Here is an 18226-nt window from a genome sequence, read left to right as displayed (position 1 = left end):
CGTGTATTTTCAGGTCACTTGGGTATCCGTAGCTTAGCATTATTGTGACAGCTTGTTGAGTTGTAAGTAAGAATAAGCCTACATTTATGAATGGGGATCAGTGCGTTGTTATTGGCGAGCCATTCGAGTCATCTGGCTTGGTTTAGCAAGATGTGTAGAACGGAATGGGTTGATATCGAGTCCACCACGGCGAGTATAGCGTGCATAAACGCTTAATTGTTCAGGTTGGCAATACTTCATAATGTCGCAAAAAATACGTTCTACACATTGCTCATGGAATTCATTGTGTTCGCGAAACGAAACCAGATAACGCAATAGGGCTTCTTGATTGATTTTCTTGCCGGTGTATTCAATTTCAACGCTGCCCCAATCCGGTTGGTTGGTGATCAGGCAGTTAGACTTTAATAAATGACTATGCAAGCACTCACTAACTTCTTGAGGTTCTGTTGAGTCTTCAAGATAACTTTCATTGAATTGGTAGTTTGTTATCTCAATATCTTGTTCATCAATGCATTGACCTTGCATGGTCGTGATAGGCTGCTGAGTGTAGTGACTTAGCGGATGCAGTGTGACTTCTACGGTTTCTCCTGCGCAATTAGATAAGTCTTGGGCGATAATTTGCTCAACTTGTTGCCAAGATTCAAAGCGAGTTTGGTTGAAGCTATTGAGGTATAACTTGAATGACTTTGATTCAATTAAGTTGGGGCTAGTCGGGGGTAAAATAACATCACCAATCGCAACTTGAGGAAGTCCTTTGTTATTCAGCCATGACAGCTCATATAACGTCCAAATATCGCCACCGACAAAAGGAAGTGTTGTTACATCATGTAACCCCAAATCATCGCGGTTTAAGCTACGTGGGACAGGCTGTAAAAGGCTAGGATCATAGTCATGGCTATATTGTGTCGCTTGACCTAATGTTAATCCTTGCAATTCTTTGGCATTAGCATATTTTGTCTGCTTTGATGAGTGGGGCATGAGACTTCTCTTATCCGAAATTTTGTTTGAATATTACTGAATCAAAAGTTAACTGTCATCAGGGAGCCCTAAATGAATCACAATATTGCCCAGGCATTAGCGGTTTTAACCACAGAATTTGTGGATAAATGGCAGGAGGTCTATCAAAGTTTTCCTATCGCCAATGAAATGGAGGGCATTCCTTCACCTTGCGTGCAACGTACCGATGGCCAAAATATTGAGTGGTTACCTCAAGAGCGTGATGAACTTGCCGATTTTAGCCATTTAGAGCGTGGCATTGAATTGCTTATTCATCCAGATGTGAAAACCTTCTATGGCTCTCAATATAGCGCTGATCTTACTTTGTCTTGGAAAGGTAAGCCATTCACTTTGTTACAAGTGTGGAGTGATGATGACTTTATTCGCCTGCAAGAAAACCTGCTAGGCCACTTAGTGACGCAGCGTCGCTTAAAATTAAAACCGACCATCTTCATTGGTACCACTGATGCCGAGTTGGATGTGATTTCAATTTGTAATATTTCTGGTGAGGTGATTTTAGAGCGACTAGGTACCGATAAACGTGATGTGTTATCGCCTAATATCGAGCAGTTTTTATTACAGTGCCAAGCTGAAGTGTAGTTGGAGTTTTAAGTGTACGTAGTCGAATTACGATTTGAATGTTTTGATAACACCACTATTGATGCAGTAGAAAAAGCAATTAACGGCTTATTTGATGCTTTGCGTTATAACGGACAGATTTTAGGTCGAGAGTTTCCGATTATTATTGGCGATGGAGAATTTCGGGCACGCTTAATTTGCCCAGAAGCCAATAGTTTACACGCGGATTATCATTCTGATTATGTCAAAGTGTGTTTGCAGCGATTAACGGAAGCTAAGGTATTAGCACCTAAAGTCAAAGTGCTTGGCCAAGATCTCAACTCTGAGCAAACCGTGGCATTTGATGAGCAAAACACACCGAGTTGGCAGGTTTTATATACCACTTTTGTCCACTCGTGCTCACCATTACGCTGTGGTGATACGTTTAGACCGATCCCTTTGTATCATAATCCGCCAACCTTAAATGGCGATCATAAATCGTTAATAAAATGGCAGACAGAGTGGCAAGCCTGTGATGAATTGCAAATGGCCGGCGCTTGTGAAGCGGAACATGCTGGCTTGAAAGAAATTGCTCAAGTAGACAGTGATTTATTCCGCCGAGGTTGGGATCTACGTGGTCGATTAGAATACATCACAAAAATTCCGACTTATTATTATTTATACCGAGTGGGGGGAGAAAGCTTGCAAGCTGAGCAAAATCGACCTTGTCCTCGTTGTGGTGGCGATTGGAAATTAGAAGCGCCGCTGCATGATATTTTCTATTTTAAATGCGACGATTGCCGCATTGTGTCGAATTTATCCTGGGATCATTTGAAGTAGGTCGCTTCGCTTATTTGAGCTAAAGAATGCTTTTGCCGTTATCTTTTTCGAGTAACGAGAAGCGCAGCGGCCGAGCTACGAGTTACGGCTCTTCGCCAATATCCTATCCAAATGATTCGCAAACTCACGCTTGTCGGTTTGCGATAATGGCGCAGGGCCTCCGCTTTGAACACCACTTGAACGCATAGTATCCATAAAATCTCGAATATTAAGACGAGCTTTGATGGTGTCCTTAGTATAAAGCTCACCACGAGAACTGAGCGCTTGTCCGCCTTTAGTGATCACTTCATCGGCTAATGGAATATCGGATGTGATCACCAAATCGCCAGTTTCGACACGGCGCACAATTTCATTGTCAGCAATATCAAAACCGCTTTCGACTTGTACACTATGGATGTTGTTACGTTTAGGTACTGGCACTAAGTGATTGGCAATAAACGTGGTGGTAATGCCGGTGCGTTCGGCAGCGCGACAGATGGTTTCTCGTATCGTTTTTGGACACGCGTCAGCATCAACCCAAATTTTCATGTTATTTCCTTTCTAGTGCCGCTAAACGTTGGCTTAAATCGTTAACTAACTTTTCTAGTTGAGCAATGCGCTCCTCTGCGGATAATGTGTTTTCAGTACTCGCAACTTCTACTTTTGGCACTTTATGAGATGACTTCCACGATTTTAGTGTGGCAATAATTGCCGGCATAGGAACCGGGATTGAGAGCCTAGACTTAACCAATGCAACGCTTGGTTCTTTGCCTTCCTCGGTGATGGCAGAAAGTACTCTATGTAGCTCTTGTGTTACATCGTGTGTTTGCATATTTCTGGTCTCTTTAATCTATGTCGAGTTAGTCACTTTCGACAATACGATAGGGTGGCAGCATAAATTTGGCGACTTTAAAACCAATCATGATCGCTCGCCCTTGGTAATAATCATCACCGCGGGCAGAAAATTCAAATTGATATAAAGAATGAAACTGAAAACGCCCGTCCGGTAAGCGTAATTGATAACGTAACAGCGACACAGATAGGAGTTGTAAATCCAGCTGTTCACAATGACGAGCAATCGCTTTATGCGCTAATTCTGATTGCCGACGTTGTTGCCAAAACAGGAAAGCAATGAACACCACAACAAGTATCATCAGTAAGTCGGTTATCATTGGCTATCCTTATCCATTGTGTTCTCTGATGAAATTATTGAGCAGATTTGGTTTGCTGTTGTAGTGCGTAAAGCGCATTCGCCAATTCAGGGCTTGGAGTGTGGCTTAACAGTGGCAAAAAGGTAAAACGTAAATCAGGGATCATCACCAAGTCAGCAAACAATTGGTTAAATAAATCTTGGTTTTTGGTTTGAGCTAGACGAAGTAAAAATTTCACCGCGCGCGCTTCGGTATTCAGTTGTGCCCAACAGCGGCCTGCAATCGCAATTAACACCTCTGCGTGACAAAGCGCTTGATCGGCGAGAACCTTTTCAAGTATAGCAATAAGTTGCTGTGAATCGGCGCCTGATAAGGCTCGAACATACGCAGATAATAAAAATAGATCGGGTTGAGTTTTCTCGCATTCTTGCGTTGCCAGTTCTGATAATCGCTGTGCTAATTTGTCGGGAATCTCAACATGTTCTAAAGCGCCAAGTAAAGCGTAGAGCGCTGGGTGGTTGGCGTTATCTTCTGCGAGCTTGATTAATGCTTTGCGTATTGCCACGCCGTTTTGTTGGTCTGACAAACGACTACACATGTCGGTAATACCCTGTAAGCCTACCGTCTGCCAATTATTCCAACCTAAATCACCCGTAAAATAATGTTGAGCATGTTCATAATATTGGCTGGTGGATAACCCTAAATCGGCTCGAATAACACTATGGAAAACCGCCATTTTGTCGTCGTTTGGTTTGAAGGTATATGGATTATTGGCCAAATGCTGTTGCTGATCTTCGGTGAGTTCTTGGGTTAAAAGTGCGCCACTTGCTTTGACAGAAAAAGCTTCGGTCACATACTTTAAAAAGTTACCAATATCGGTTTGATTGAGTAGTCCGCGTTCATCAAGAGGGAACTTTAAGAACCAAATCCAAGGTTGCTGACTGTTATTCCAGTAAGCAATTGCTAGGTTGGCATGACGTTGTAGCGGGTAAGGGTAAGGCTTTTGTCCCATTTCTACTTGCTGGAAATCTTTAATTTCAATGGCTTGAATGCGTCGCCCTAAATCAAAAATTTTAAACTGGCACTGACTTTGTTCTAATAGTTGGCTTAGGTTGTGTATTGCATTCATATCAGCTTCCAGATTTATTCGAGTAGATTATTCGTTATGAAATGGTATCTTATGCCAAGAATATCAAGGGGTGGAAACAAAATGAGTGAATATATTGAATTAAGCGACGTACTTGAACAATTAGAAGATAAACTTATTCAATTATCCTTATGGGAAGAGCAATCGCCACCGAAACAAGATTTAAATAGTGAACAACCCTTTTCCTTAGATACATTGCAACCCACTCAATGGTTACAGTGGATTTTTATTCCTAAAATGCGCGAGCTTATTGCATCACAATCAGAGGTGCCGATTGGTTTTGAAGTGAGTGCTTATTTTGAACAAACGATGGTAAATAAAACCCATCGCGATGAATTATTACCGATTCTTAATCAATTAGATGAAACCGTTAGATGAATGTAGAAGATAACCCTGAGTTGGTTGACCAACTATCAGTGGAAGAAACACAAGTTGAAACGATAGAGCTTGAAGTGGTGTATCGTGATGAGTATTTTATCGCGGTTAATAAACCTGCAGGAATGTTAGTGCATCGTTCATGGTTGGATCGTCATGAAACTCAATTTGTGATGCAAACTTTGCGTGATCAAATTGGCCAACACGTGTTTCCTTTGCATCGACTTGATCGCCCTACATCCGGTGTTCTATTGTTTGCATTATCGAGCGAATTTGCCTCAAAAGCCGCGCCAATGTTTGCTGAGCATCAGTTTGTGAAAACCTATCATGCGATTGTGCGCGGTTGGATTGAAGAAGGTGACCGTCTTGATTACCCTCTGAAAAAAGAACAAGACAAAATAGCCGATAAGTTTGCCTCAAAAGAAGTTGAAGCGCAGTCTGCGATTACCGATTACCAACCACTCGCGAAAGTAGAAGTTCCCCACTCAACAGGCCGCTTTCCGACCAGTCGTTTTTGTTTGGTTGAGATGAAACCATTAACTGGGCGTAAACACCAATTGCGTCGTCACATGGCACATCTACGTCATCCTATTTTAGGGGATACCTCTCATGGTGATGGTAAGCAAAATCGCCTATTTAGAGATGTTTATGACGCAAAGCGTTTGATGCTACACGCCAGTAAGTTGGAGTTTAAACATCCATACACGGATGAGAATATTGTTATTGAAGCTGGATTCGATGAGGTGTGGAATCGCTTGATTGCCGAGTTTGGTTGGCAAGTGAGTGTAGCGAGTTAATAGGGACGAGTTTCGAGGACGCTACGCTCGGAAGCCCAAGAGCAAAGGCAAGAGAGAAAAAGACTTGACTCGAGTTAGGTGCAGGGCACAATCTTCTCGGCTCTCGGCTCTCGGCTCTCGGCTCTCGGCTCTCGGCTCTCGGCTCTTATTTCAGCTTTTCTAAGTCCGCTTCAATCTCTGCGATTTTACCTGCAACCACTTTCTCTAAATGACGGAGATCGGTCAAGATTTTATGTTTAATGTCTGAGCTGTCCATTTCTTTAGGTTTGGTGATTTGATTTAGCTCAGTCATTACTTGAGTAAGATTCGGGCTGACTTCGGTCGTTTCTTTGTATTGCCCTGATTGGTTGTGCACTCGAATGTTTTTACGCTGACGTGGGTATTTAAACTTTAAGCTTTTAGCAAACAGTTCACCTTTTTGTTTGTGAAAGTAAATTTTTAGTACATCAACTTGGGCTTCTTGGCGCAAGCTATAGCGAGCAATGAGGGATGTGTCTGGAATACCAAGTTTTTCTAAATTTGGATACATAAATCATTTACCTCTAGTTAAAACAAAAGATGAATGTTGCAGTTTACTTTTATCTCCAAGTAACCTCAAAGTGCGATTTTTAGCAAGAATAATCAAGCTTTAGTTTTGTCTAACGGTTTTCATTCTGCACTTTGAAGCCTACTTGGTTATATTATAGTGATAGTCATGAATGTGGTGATAAGGTTTTAATTGCCTCTACTAATTCAATTTTTAATGCTTCTTCGATTTCTGGCTCTAATCTACCTCCACTCGGTGAAGTAAGGATAAATAAATCTTCTGCTCGCTCACCGATGGTTGTGATTTTAGCGCCGTGTAAGTTAACGCCGAGTTGAGCAAAGACTTGGCCAATTTGGGCGAGTAACCCTGGTGTATCCAAGGCAACTAATTCCATCAAACTTCGCTTACCGGTACGAGTCGGAATGAAGTCGACACGGGTTTTAACATGGAAATGTTTCAGTTTATTTGGTACTCGGCGTGAGCGCGTGTTAGCCGTAATCTTTCCATTTAAAACATCGGTTAAATAACGTTTGATTTGCTCGTGGCGCACCTCTTCAATAGGATCGCCATTTTGATCAAGTACCATAAACGTATCTAAAGCATAGCCATCTTTGCTCGTCATGATTTGGGCATCGTGGATACTGAGATTACGACGATCAAGCTCGGCAGCCATCATGCCAAATAAGCTAGCTTTATCTTTGGTATAAATAAAGACCTCGGTACCACCACGCGTCGCATTTTTACTCAATAACACTAGAGGTTGATCTGCTGGATGAGTAAGTAAGTGCTCACCATGCCAAGCGATTTGTTTTGGTGTATGACGTAAGAAATAGTCAGCTTTAAATCGCTGCCATAACACTTCAATTTCGCGAGGGGTGAAGTTTTCTTTACGTAGCATTGCTGCTGCCATATGTTGGTTATGGCGAATTCGATCTCGAAGATCGACAGGATTTTCTAAGCCTCGGCGTAATGCTCGTTGGGTAGAATAGAAAAGCTCAGCTAATAGCGTGCGTTTCCAACTATTCCAAAGTTCAGGATTAGTGGCACAAATATCCGCTACTGTTAAACAAACGAGGTTTTCTAGATATTCTTCATCGCGGACTTTTTTCGCAAATTCACTAATGACATCTGGGTCATAAATATCACGTCGCTGTGCGGTGACGGACATCAATAAATGATTTTGTACCAGCCATGAGACAAGTTTTGCTTCAGGTTTTGAAAGTCCATGTTCAATACAAAAATCATAAGCTTCAACGGCTCCTATTTCGGAGTGATCGCCCCCACGCCCTTTACCTATGTCATGGAAAATAGCCGCAATGATCAATAAGTTTTTCTTTTGTATTCTAGGGTAAATATCACAGCAAATAGGGTGCTTACTGTGGTTTTCCATTTGGCTGAAAGAATGAATATGTTTAAGCACTCTCATACTATGTTCATCGACCGTATAGACATGGAATAGATCGAATTGCATTTGGCCAACAATTTGACTCCACTGAGGTAAATAGGCCGCTAAGACGCCTAAACGATGCATTAGGCTGAATGCTTTATGTAATGAATTAGGGTGATTGATTAACGCCATGAACTTTTCGCGAGCGGCTGGGATGGTATGCAAGAATCGATTCAGTCTACGTCTTGCGGTACGCAATTGGCGTAGTGTCGGAGGGCTCACGCCTTCAATGGTTGAGTCATTCGCAATGTGCAAAAACATATCTAAAATGGTTTCTGGTCTTGCTTGAAATAGAGCGGGTTTTCTTGCTTCAATTAATGAGCCGCGGCGTTGGAAGTCATCAGAGAGTATTTCGGCATTCGGTAGTTTCCCCTTACTCATGATGGCCTGATCAAATAACTTGAGTAGCATTTTATTGAGCTCGGCGACACGACGTAGTGTCCGATAAAATTCTTTCATCATCATTTCGATGGCTCGGTTGCCTTCACCGGTAAAACCTAAATTCTCAGCGACCTTAGCTTGATGACCAAAGGTTAATCGATTGTCGTAACGTTTTAATTCAATATGTAGGGCAAAGCGAACCCTCCATAAGAAGTTTTGGCATTCTAATAATTCTCGATATTCAGCATCGGTTAAAAAACCGGCGTAGCTCATTTCTCGTAGTGAAGTGGTGCCAAAATGTCGACGGGCTACCCAGCCTAAAGTATGAATGTCACGCAAACCGCCCGGGCTAGATTTGATATCGGGTTCTAGATTATAAGTGGTGTCATGGTAGCGAGCATGTCGTTCACGTTGTTCATCGAGCTTGGCTTTATAGAAAACTTCACTCGGCCAAAAGCTTGGTGCTGAAATTTTTTCGATCAGTTGATGATAAGTATTTTCACATCCACATAAAAAACGGGCTTCTTGTAAGTTGGTGGCAACGGTTAAGTCGCCTTTACCGACGTCAATACATTCTTTGAGTGTTCTAACGCTATGACCCACTTCAAGGTGTAAATCCCAGAGTAGGGTAATGAACTCGCTGATTTTTTTGTTCACACCCTCGGAAATCTTTTTTTCCGATAAGATTAAAATATCTATGTCTGATAGGGGATGGAGCTCGGATCGGCCGTAGCCACCAACCGCAATTAAACTTAGGGATTCAATGTGCGTGAAACCAAAGAAATCCCATAAGCGGTTGAGGATTGAATCCATATAAGATGAACGTTCATACACTAAGTCTTGAACAGGCTGCTGCTGTTTCAGAAAGGCTTGTTTTTGGTGGTCTGAAAATAACTCTAATTGCTGTTTAAGCGACATAGAAGAAAGTTGTTGGTCATCGAGAGAGACTGGAGATTGAAACGTCATGGATGCATTCCTTGCAACAAGTGAATCTGCTTTGATAGTACCTGTTCAGTAGTATAAAACCAATAAAAAAGCCTTTATCATTGAGAAGATAAAGGCTTTGCTGTTTCGAGTTTCGAGTTAGTTATTATTCATTAAACGTGGAATGGATTCTTCAGCACGTAGGGTCATGACTTCACAACCTTCTTTTGTCACTAAGATGGTGTGCTCATATTGTGCTGAGTTTTTACCATCCCCTGTGTACACTGTCCAATCATCTTCAGCATCGACGGTCACACCGAATTTACCCGCGTTGATCATTGGTTCAATTGTGAAAATCATGCCTTCTTTCATCACACGGCGATCGGTGTTTTTATAATGAACAACCTGTGGTTCAGAGTGAAATTCATCACTGATACCATGACCGCAAAAATCTTTCACAATCGAAAATTTATTGCGAGGATTCTTTTTGTTATTCTCTTTGATGTATTTTTCAATCGCAGTACCGATGTCGCCGATGGTTGCGCCTGGTTTTACTTTACGCATACCGACATAAAGAGCTTCTTGAGTCACCAAGCATAAGCGCTTATCGGCCGGTGCAACCTCTCCGACGAGGAACATTTTAGATGTGTCACCGTAATAACCTTCAGGACGCACGCTAAGGTCTGCATTGGGATCGTTAGGTATGATTACCGTGATATCTAAATTGACAATATCCCCGTTTTTCAAAATAGCAGGTTTAATTTGACCGTTACTACCGACCTCATCTTGGCTGGCTGGAATGCCGTGACAAACGATATGGTTGATTGACGTACAAATCGATTTTGGGTAGCCATGGTAGTCTAATGGGGCAGAGTAAGCCCCTTTTTCTAATGCGTAATCATGGCAAATTTGATTCAGTTCTTCGGTAGTTACGCCTTCTTTTACGTAAGGCTCAATCATTTCTAATACTTCCGATGCGAGTTTGCATGCGACGCGCATTTTTTCAATTTCTTCCGCGGTGTTAATTTTGATCGACATAATTGGTATCCGTTATCTCTGTTGTGTCTAGTGTATTAACAGTGCGCTCTAATCGCAATTGAAATCCGTTTACATTAAGGATAAATGTCTTTATCTGATTTATTAAATGACAAAATAATAAAAATTCTCTCGTGGAAAAGGTCGGTTTTTCTGGTGTTTTAGCTTGTTTTTATGGTATAAAGCGCACCGAAATCCGCAACGGTTCTCTTCATTGATTGGCGAAGTCGTGTGGGTTTCATATACTTATTTCTTAAATCACACACATTCCGACACGTGATCCGGGGTGCTCTTTTTCGCTTATTAATAGCAGAAGGGTCGGTATCATGGGGGATGTGGAGGCCTAACCCCATATAGAGGATTATATAATGGCAACTGTATCAATGCGCGATATGCTTAAAGCTGGTGTTCACTTTGGTCACCAAACTCGTTACTGGAACCCAAAAATGAAGCCTTTCATTTTTGGCGCTCGTAACAAAGTTCATATCATCAACCTAGAACAAACAGTTCCTATGTTCAACGATGCACTAGCTGAGCTAGGCAAAATCGGTGAGCGTAAAGGTAAAGTACTTTTTGTTGGTACTAAGCGTGCTGCTTCTGAATCAGTAAAAGAAGCTGCTATCAACAGCAACCAGTACTACGTGAACAACCGCTGGTTAGGCGGCATGTTGACTAACTACAAAACAGTTCGTCAATCAATCAAGCGTCTTAAAGATTTCGAAGCTCAAGCTCAAGACGGCACTTTTGAGAAACTAACTAAGAAAGAAGCTCTAATGCGTACCCGTGAAATGGATAAGCTAGAGAAATCACTTGGTGGTATCAAAAACATGGGTGGCCTACCTGACGCATTATTCGTAATCGATGCTGATCACGAGCACATTGCTATTAAAGAAGCGAACAACCTAGGTATCCCAGTATTTGCTGTTGTAGATACAAACTCTGACCCAGATGGCGTTGATTTCGTTATCCCTGGTAACGATGATGCAATCCGTGCGGTACAACTATACCTAAACGCTGCTGCTCAAGCAGTAACAGAAGGTCGTAACAAAGACGTAGTTGCTGTTTCAGATAAAGACGCTTTCGTAGAAGAAGCTTAATATCTCAGCTCCTTGTCACTTAGTCTGACTGTCATAATTTGAACAATAAGGCTGAGTTATAGTTACTAATAGGGGCCATGCTTTTAATTTACATTAGGCTGGCCCCTGTTTTTTTACCATTTTTGGAATCAACCGAGGATTAAACCATGGCAACAGTAACTGCTGCTCTAGTTAAAGAATTGCGTGAGCGTACTGGCGCAGGCATGATGGATTGTAAAAAAGCGCTTGTTGAAGCGAATGCTGATATTGAATTAGCAATCGAAAACATGCGTAAAAGCGGTGCAGCTAAAGCTGCTAAAAAAGCGGGTAACGTTGCTGCTGAAGGTACTATTTTAATAAAAGAAGCTGACGGCTTTGCTGCGCTTCTTGAAGTAAACTGTCAAACAGATTTCGTAGCGAAAGATGCTAGCTTCCTAGCGTTTGCTAACGAAGTTCTTGACGCTGCTGTTGCGGAGCGTCTAGATGTAGAAGCACTTCAAGCTAAATTTGAAGACACTCGTATCGCTCTAGTTGCGAAAATCGGCGAAAACATCAGTATCCGCCGTGTTGAATACATCGAAGGTGCTAAAGTCGGTTCTTACCGTCACGGCGAACGTATCGGTGTGGTTGTTGCTGGCGACGCTAGCGATGAAGTGATCAAGCAAGTTGCGATGCACGTTGCTGCTTCTAAGCCTGAATACGTAAACCCTGAAGATGTTCCTGCAGACGTTGTTGCTAAAGAGAAAGCGGTTCAAGTTGAAATCGCAATGAACGAAGGCAAACCACAAGAAATCGCAGAAAAAATGGTTGTTGGTCGTATGAAGAAATTCACTGGTGAGGTTTCTCTTACTGGTCAAGCTTTCATCATGGAACCTAAGAAAACTGTTGGCGAATTCTTGAAAGAGCAAGGTGCTTCAGTAACTAACTTCGTACGTTTAGAAGTTGGTGAAGGTATCGAGAAAGCTGCTGAAATGAGCTTCGCTGAAGAAGTTGCTGCGGTACAAAAGGGTTAATTCCTGATTTGTATAGTTAGCCTAAAGGACCGTAGCACTGCTGCGGTCTTTTTGTGAATGAAGCCAACGAGTCTCGGCGCTAGGGCGCTACGCTTCTCGTTTTTTGATATAAATACTGTTAGTTTTCAGAACAGCGTTAATCGTTATAAATAGATATTAGATTCAACTAAGCTAAGTAATGCTTTTGCTTGTTCGAGCAGTGAAGCAATACGAGTGACGAGAATTCGAGTAACGTCTATTCATAACCGTTAATCAATCATACTTTTAAAGGTAAACTCCATGACAACGAATCCTAAGCCTGCATATCAGCGTATTTTGTTAAAACTTAGTGGCGAAGCTCTACAGGGTGAAGAAGGTTTTGGTATTGATCCAGCCGTTTTGGATCGCATGGCTCAAGAAATTAAAGAACTCGTTGAACTTGGTGTACAAGTTGGCGTTGTGATTGGTGGTGGTAACTTATTCCGTGGCGCTGGTTTAGCCGAAGCGGGGATGAACCGTGTGGTTGGTGATCATATGGGAATGTTAGCAACCGTCATGAATGGACTCGCAATGCGTGATGCGCTTCATCGTGCTTATGTGAATGCGCGTGTGATGTCAGCTATTCAATTAAAAGGTGTGTGTGACGATTACAATTGGGCTGATGCGATTAGCCAACTTCGTCAAGGCCGAGTGGTTATCTTCTCTGCAGGTACTGGTAACCCATTCTTTACGACTGATTCAGCAGCATGCTTGCGTGGTATCGAAATTGAAGCAGATATCGTTCTAAAAGCGACCAAAGTGGATGGTGTTTATACAGCTGATCCGGTTGCTAACCCAGATGCAGTTTTGTGTGATAAACTCAGCTACAACAATGTACTTGAGAAAGAATTAAAAGTGATGGACTTAGCTGCTTTCACTTTAGCTCGTGATCACAAGATGCCAATCCGCGTATTCAATATGAACAAGCCTGGTGCTTTACGTCGTGTTGTGATGGGTGAGCAAGAAGGCACTTTAATCGGCGAACAGCCTGAATAGCGCGAGCTGTCTAACCAAGAATGTCGCGAGAGTGAAGGTATTCGCTCTGTAGAAAATACAAATAACAAGGTGATATCGTGATTAACGAAATTAAACAAGACGCTCAAGAGCGCATGGCAAAAAGTGTTGAAGCACTTAAAAATAATCTGTCAAAAATTCGTACAGGCCGTGCACACCCAAGTATTCTACAAAATATTTCTGTTGAATATTACGGTGCGGCAACGCCTCTAAACCAAGTAGCAAACATTATTGCTGAAGATGCTCGTACATTAGCGATTACCGTGTTTGATAAAGAACTGACTCCAATGGTAGAAAAAGCCATTATGAAATCAGATCTCGGCCTTAATCCAATGTCTGCTGGTACGGTAATTCGTGTACCTCTTCCACCGTTAACGGAAGAACGTCGTAAAGATTTAGTGAAGATCGTACGTAGTGAAGCTGAAGGCGGTCGTGTTGCAGTACGCAATATCCGTCGTGATGCGAATGCGGATCTTAAAGCGCTTCTGAAAGATAAAGAAATCTCAGAAGATGAAGATCGTAAAGCTCAAGACGAAATTCAAAAAATCACAGACGTCGCAGTTAAAAATATTGATGAACTGCTTGCTGTGAAAGAAAAAGAGTTAATGGAAGTTTAATCTCTTTTTCACTTTCTGCTTAAGGGCGCTGTGCTGGACAGCATAGCGCTTTTTTTATGCAAAACCTGCCTACAAGTATGAATAAAATAATGTCTAGTACTCAATTCTCATCTGATCTTTTACCTCAACATATTGCCGTTATTATGGATGGTAATGGTCGCTGGGCTAAGCAACGAGGAAAACCTCGTATATATGGTCACAGAATGGCTGTTAAGTCAGTACGAGAAACGATCTCGACGGCAAGTCGTTTAGGAATTAAAGCCATTACTTTATTCGCATTTAGCAGTGAAAACTGGAAACGCCCAGAGGAAGAAGTGAGCGTGCTCATGGATTTGTTTATGGCGGTGTTGACCAAAGAAGTAAAAAAACTTCATAAGAATAATCTACGTTTGCAAATTATTGGTGATAAAACTCGATTTAGCCGCGCATTACAGAAAAAAATAGCGGCGGCAGAAGAACTTACCCAAGCCAATACGGGGACAGTTATTAATGTTGCGGCTAACTATGGTGGTAAGTGGGACATTACAGAAGCGGTAAAGCAGGTTGCTCAGCAAGTTTCTGATGGACAACTTCAACCACAAGATATTACTGAATCGACGATTTCTCAATATCTATCAATGTCAGATTTACCCGATGTCGATTTAATGATTCGCACCAGTGGTGAATGTCGCATTAGCAATTTTATGCTTTGGCAAATGGCCTATGCGGAATTGTATTTTACTGATTTATTTTGGCCTGAGTTTGATGAGCAAGCATTGCTGGACGCAATTGCATGGTTTATCAACCGTGAAAGACGTTTTGGCTGCACCAGTGAACAGCTGCAATCGTTGATGATTAAATAATAAAGGACGAAAGTTTGAAACAAAGAATAATAACAGCATTGATTTTAGCTCCTTTGGTTTTGTGGGGAGTGTTTGATCTTTCCATTCCTTTCTTCATTATTGCGTTGACGGCGATTTCTATTATTGGCTTTTGGGAGTGGACTCAATTTGTTCTACCAAAATCACGAATAGTGAGCTTAGTACCTTCTTTGGCTGTGCTTGCGGTCACTTTTGTGGTTTTTCCTTTTGATACGTTAAGCTTATCGTTAGTCGCTGATTCTCATATGTGGCTCTTGGTAGTGGGTGCAGTCTGGTGGGGAGTGGCAAGTTGTCTTGCTCTGACTTATCCCAACAGTATGTCTTTATGGGAGAATAAGGTTTCATTGCGTCACCTTTTCGGCATGCTGTCATTGATTCCTTTTGTATGGAGCGTTTTTTTACTGAGAGCTCAGGATTACGCTATTGCGCCTTATCATGGTGCCAAATTGGTTATGTTTGTTTGTTTGCTTGTATGGGCTGCCGATACGGGGGCGTACTTTTCTGGTAAAACATTTGGTAAACATAAAATGGCGCCTAACGTAAGCCCGAATAAAACGTTAGAAGGCTTATTGGGTGGAGTGATTTTGGCTATGTTGGTTGGCTGGTTTGCGTCTTCTTTATTGGATATCCATTTCGCAAGTTTGACAATAATGTTGTTTATTACTTTTGTTACTGTGGTGATTTCCGTTTTAGGCGACTTAGTTGAAAGTATGTTTAAGCGCGTATCTAATATTAAAGACAGCAGTAATATCATTCCAGGGCACGGTGGCATACTCGACCGTATCGATAGCTTAGTTGCGGCATTCCCAGTCTTTGCTCTGTTGTACTTTATCTGTCAATAATCTGCTCTACGTTAAGTTAAAAGGAAGAATATTGATGCGCTTATTTTCAATGGTTTATTTATCATGCAAAAGATAACGATTCTAGGGGCAACAGGTTCAATTGGGGCAAGTACTTTATCGGTAATTGAACACAATTCAGAGCAGTTTGAAGTGTATGCGTTAGCGGCCGCTTCAAATGTGGAAAGCATGCTAACATTGTGTGCCAAGTGGCAGCCTGAATTTGCCGCAATGGCCAATGAAACTGCCGCTTTAGAGTTAGAAAAACAACTCAAGCAGAGCAATAGCAAAACTCAGGTTTTGGCCGGTGTTGACGGTTTATGCGCGATATCTTCAGCCAATGAAGTCGATATGGTGATGGCGGCAATAGTTGGAGCCCCAGGGCTTCTACCAACCATGGCGGCGGTGAAAGCTGGTAAACGAATCCTGCTTGCGAATAAAGAATCATTAGTTATGTCTGGCCAGTTCTTCATTGACGCGGCAAAGATGTATGGCGCTCAAATTCTTCCTGTTGATAGTGAACATAATGCTATCTTTCAGTGCTTGTCACAAACGGTGCAAAACCAATTAGGCTTTTGCGATCTTGATGAGGCTGGAGTGCACTCCATTTTGCTTACCGGTTCTGGTGGCCCATTTCGTTACAGCGATATTACGAGTCTTGATTCTGTTACGCCTGAAATGGCAATTGCCCACCCTAATTGGTCAATGGGACCGAAAATTTCTGTGGATTCGGCCACTATGATGAATAAAGGCCTCGAATTTATTGAGGCTAAGTGGCTATTTAATGCAAAACAAGAGCAATTAAAAGTTTTAATCCACCCTCAATCCGTCATTCACTCTATGGTGCAATATAATGATGGTTCGGTATTAGCGCAGATGGGGGAGCCAGATATGCGCACCCCAATCGCATTATCAATGTCTTACCCTGACCGTATACCTTCTGGTGTTAAGCCATTAGATTTTACGGCATTAAGTGAATTGACATTTTTGGCTCCGGATATGGCACGATACCCTTGTTTACAGTTGGCGATTGATGCTTGTTATACTGGACAATCTGCCACAACAGCAATAAACGCAGCCAATGAAATATCCGTGGCCGCGTTTCTTAACCGTGAGTTGAAATTTACCGATATCGTACGGGTCAATGAAAAAGTGATGAATAAAGTGTGTGGCTTATCTACTCTTGGGACTGAGAGTTTGGAAAGCTTACTTGAGCTAGATAGAATAGCTCGCATCTATGCAACAGAAATTTTAACAGAGCGTAATTAATGACTGGCATATTATGGAATTTAGCTTCATTTATCGTCGCACTTGGCATACTTGTCGCCGTACATGAATTTGGTCACTTTTGGGTGGCAAGACGTTGTGGTGTGAAGGTTGAGAAGTTTTCGATTGGCTTTGGTAAATCACTATGGAGCCGTAAGGGCAAGGATGGTGTTGAATATTCCATTTCGATGATCCCACTTGGTGGCTTTGTCAAAATGCTCGATTCACGAGTTGATGATGTTGCAGAGCATGATAAGCACCTTGCCTTTGATCATAAAAGTTTGTGGCGCCGTAGTGCGATTGTTGCTGCAGGCCCGGCCTTTAATTTTTTCTTTGCTATTTTTGCTTACTGGTTAGTTTTTATGATCGGTGTTCCGGCTGTAAAACCTGTGATTGGTGAGGTGACGCCCAATTCTATTGTATCGAAAGCTGGAATTGAAACTGGAATGGAACTTAAAGAAATTTCGGGTATCCAAACTTCAGATTGGGACTCGGTCAATATGGCGCTCGTTTCACATATAGGGGATGAGCAAATTGTCTTAAAGGTTGCTTCCGCTGGTGAGTTCGGTACAGAGCGTGTTGTTACTTTAAATACTAAAGAATGGAAATTCGATCCTGAATCGGATTCAGCAATGGGCACATTAGGTTTTCAACCCTATCGTCCAGAGATTATTTCAACTATCTCGAACATTACAGAAGGTAGCGCAGCGGATAAAGCTGGATTAAAAGTTGGAGATAAACTTGTTTCGATACAAGGGAAATCGGTGACCAATTGGCAACAATTTGTTGATAGTGTGAAAGCAAGTCCTGAGAGGGCATTAACCTTACAAGTCACACGAGATGACAAACCTCTAACGTTAAGCTTGATTCCTGATAGCAAAAAGCTAAAAAATGGTGACATAATCGGTTTTGCTGGCGTTGCCCCATCAATGGGTGAATGGCCAGAGTCTTATCGTTTTGAGCAAAAGTTTGGTGTGTTTGCGTCTATTCCTAAAGCTGTAGAAAAAACGGGACAAATTATTGATCTGACTCTGACTATGGTGAAGAAACTTTTCACTGGGGACGTTGGTATTAAGAACTTAAGCGGTCCGATTTCTATTGCTAAGGGCGCTGGTGCAACTGCTGATTATGGTTTGGTTTACTTTTTAGGTTTCTTAGCATTAATCAGTGTAAATTTAGGTATTATCAATTTGATGCCTTTACCTGTACTTGATGGAGGGCATTTGTTATTTTTTGCAATAGAAGCTGTGATTCGTCGCCCGGTTCCAGAAAAAGTTCAAGAAGTGGGATATCGTATAGGTAGTGCTGCAATTTTTTCACTGATGTTAATTGCAATTTTCAATGATTTTGCTCGCCTGTAGTGCCAG

The 18226-nt window shown here is 41.9% G+C and carries 20 protein-coding genes; 12 read left to right on the top strand and 8 right to left on the bottom strand.

Annotated features, from left to right (window positions below):
• Positions 1 to 108: 108 nt before the first annotated feature.
• A complete protein-coding gene (gene queF / locus VRUMOI_RS09040) occupies positions 109 to 978 on the bottom strand; it encodes an NADPH-dependent 7-cyano-7-deazaguanine reductase QueF (RefSeq protein WP_089140566.1) in 870 nt (289 codons plus the stop codon).
• A gap of 72 nt (positions 979 to 1050) precedes the next feature.
• On the opposite strand from queF, the gene syd reads away from it, so the two are divergent.
• The gene (gene syd, locus VRUMOI_RS09035; protein ID WP_089140567.1) at positions 1051 to 1596 is read left to right on the top strand and encodes a SecY-interacting protein; all 546 of its coding nucleotides are present in this window, start codon (positions 1051 to 1053) and stop codon (positions 1594 to 1596) included.
• A gap of 12 nt (positions 1597 to 1608) precedes the next feature.
• Positions 1609 to 2394, top strand: coding sequence for a Zn-ribbon-containing protein (locus VRUMOI_RS09030; protein ID WP_089140568.1), 786 nt, complete (start codon positions 1609 to 1611; stop codon positions 2392 to 2394).
• Between the two features lie 75 nt (positions 2395 to 2469).
• Here VRUMOI_RS09030 and VRUMOI_RS09025 read toward each other — a convergent pair whose 3' ends face one another.
• The 4 genes from VRUMOI_RS09025 to VRUMOI_RS09010 are packed head-to-tail and all read right to left on the bottom strand — an operon-like array spanning position 2470 to position 4653.
• Entirely contained in the window at positions 2470 to 2922 is a 453-nt protein-coding gene (locus VRUMOI_RS09025) for a YaiI/YqxD family protein (protein WP_089140569.1), read from the bottom strand.
• 1 nt (position 2923) lies between these two features.
• Positions 2924 to 3205 carry a hypothetical protein gene (locus tag VRUMOI_RS09020; protein ID WP_089140570.1) on the bottom strand — a complete coding sequence of 94 codons (282 nt, stop codon included), beginning with the start codon at positions 3203 to 3205 and terminating at the stop codon, positions 2924 to 2926.
• Between the two features lie 28 nt (positions 3206 to 3233).
• Positions 3234 to 3545: a DUF3301 domain-containing protein gene (locus tag VRUMOI_RS09015; RefSeq protein WP_089140571.1), complete on the bottom strand. Its 312-nt coding sequence runs from the start codon at positions 3543 to 3545 to the stop codon at positions 3234 to 3236.
• A 34-nt stretch (positions 3546 to 3579) separates the two neighbouring features.
• Positions 3580 to 4653 carry a DUF3549 family protein gene (locus VRUMOI_RS09010; protein ID WP_089140572.1) on the bottom strand — a complete coding sequence of 358 codons (1074 nt, stop codon included), beginning with the start codon at positions 4651 to 4653 and terminating at the stop codon, positions 3580 to 3582.
• Positions 4654 to 4734: 81 nt separating this feature from the next.
• On the opposite strand from VRUMOI_RS09010, the gene VRUMOI_RS09005 reads away from it, so the two are divergent.
• Entirely contained in the window at positions 4735 to 5049 is a 315-nt protein-coding gene (locus VRUMOI_RS09005) for a YqcC family protein (protein WP_231897442.1), read from the top strand.
• Entirely contained in the window at positions 5046 to 5843 is a 798-nt protein-coding gene (gene truC / locus VRUMOI_RS09000) for a tRNA pseudouridine(65) synthase TruC (protein WP_089140574.1), read from the top strand. The genes VRUMOI_RS09005 and truC overlap by 4 nt, the downstream gene beginning before the upstream one ends.
• A 145-nt stretch (positions 5844 to 5988) precedes the next feature.
• Here the strand turns inward: truC and VRUMOI_RS08995 are convergent, their stop codons facing one another.
• From VRUMOI_RS08995 to map, 3 genes are all read right to left on the bottom strand, one after another.
• Positions 5989 to 6372, bottom strand: coding sequence for a DUF3461 family protein (locus VRUMOI_RS08995; protein ID WP_089140575.1), 384 nt, complete (start codon positions 6370 to 6372; stop codon positions 5989 to 5991).
• A 163-nt stretch (positions 6373 to 6535) separates the two neighbouring features.
• Positions 6536 to 9163 carry a bifunctional uridylyltransferase/uridylyl-removing protein GlnD gene (gene glnD, locus VRUMOI_RS08990; protein WP_089140576.1) on the bottom strand — a complete coding sequence of 876 codons (2628 nt, stop codon included), beginning with the start codon at positions 9161 to 9163 and terminating at the stop codon, positions 6536 to 6538.
• 117 nt (positions 9164 to 9280) lie between these two features.
• On the bottom strand, positions 9281 to 10159 hold the full coding sequence (gene map / locus VRUMOI_RS08985; RefSeq protein ID WP_089140577.1) for a type I methionyl aminopeptidase: 879 nt from the start codon (positions 10157 to 10159) through the stop codon (positions 9281 to 9283).
• A 365-nt stretch (positions 10160 to 10524) separates the two neighbouring features.
• Between map and rpsB the strand changes: the two genes are divergently transcribed.
• The 8 genes from rpsB to rseP all read left to right on the top strand — a co-directional run bounded on the left by rpsB (position 10525) and on the right by rseP (position 18220).
• Positions 10525 to 11253 (top strand): 30S ribosomal protein S2, encoded by a 729-nt coding sequence (rpsB, locus tag VRUMOI_RS08980; protein WP_089140578.1) that lies wholly within the window; start codon positions 10525 to 10527, stop codon positions 11251 to 11253.
• A gap of 146 nt (positions 11254 to 11399) precedes the next feature.
• Positions 11400 to 12245 (top strand): translation elongation factor Ts, encoded by an 846-nt coding sequence (gene tsf / locus VRUMOI_RS08975; RefSeq protein WP_089140579.1) that lies wholly within the window; start codon positions 11400 to 11402, stop codon positions 12243 to 12245.
• Positions 12246 to 12524: 279 nt separating this feature from the next.
• Positions 12525 to 13259: a UMP kinase gene (pyrH, locus tag VRUMOI_RS08970; protein ID WP_089140580.1), complete on the top strand. Its 735-nt coding sequence runs from the start codon at positions 12525 to 12527 to the stop codon at positions 13257 to 13259.
• A 77-nt stretch (positions 13260 to 13336) separates the two neighbouring features.
• Positions 13337 to 13894, top strand: a complete 558-nt coding sequence (gene frr / locus VRUMOI_RS08965; protein ID WP_089140581.1) for a ribosome recycling factor — start codon at positions 13337 to 13339, stop codon at positions 13892 to 13894.
• Positions 13895 to 13983: 89 nt separating this feature from the next.
• Positions 13984 to 14736 carry an isoprenyl transferase gene (locus VRUMOI_RS08960; RefSeq protein WP_089140582.1) on the top strand — a complete coding sequence of 251 codons (753 nt, stop codon included), beginning with the start codon at positions 13984 to 13986 and terminating at the stop codon, positions 14734 to 14736.
• A 14-nt stretch (positions 14737 to 14750) separates the two neighbouring features.
• Positions 14751 to 15596, top strand: a complete 846-nt coding sequence (locus tag VRUMOI_RS08955; protein ID WP_089140583.1) for a phosphatidate cytidylyltransferase — start codon at positions 14751 to 14753, stop codon at positions 15594 to 15596.
• Between the two features lie 63 nt (positions 15597 to 15659).
• Positions 15660 to 16862: a 1-deoxy-D-xylulose-5-phosphate reductoisomerase gene (gene ispC, locus VRUMOI_RS08950; RefSeq protein ID WP_089140584.1), complete on the top strand. Its 1203-nt coding sequence runs from the start codon at positions 15660 to 15662 to the stop codon at positions 16860 to 16862.
• On the top strand, positions 16862 to 18220 hold the full coding sequence (gene rseP, locus VRUMOI_RS08945) for a sigma E protease regulator RseP (protein WP_089140585.1): 1359 nt from the start codon (positions 16862 to 16864) through the stop codon (positions 18218 to 18220). The genes ispC and rseP overlap by 1 nt, the downstream gene beginning before the upstream one ends.
• Positions 18221 to 18226: the final 6 nt, after the last annotated feature.

Origin of the sequence: Vibrio rumoiensis (assembly GCF_002218045.2) — a bacterium.
GTDB classification, from domain to species: Bacteria; Pseudomonadota; Gammaproteobacteria; order Enterobacterales; family Vibrionaceae; genus Vibrio; species Vibrio rumoiensis.
This window is presented reverse-complemented; position numbering and strand designations above follow the sequence as displayed.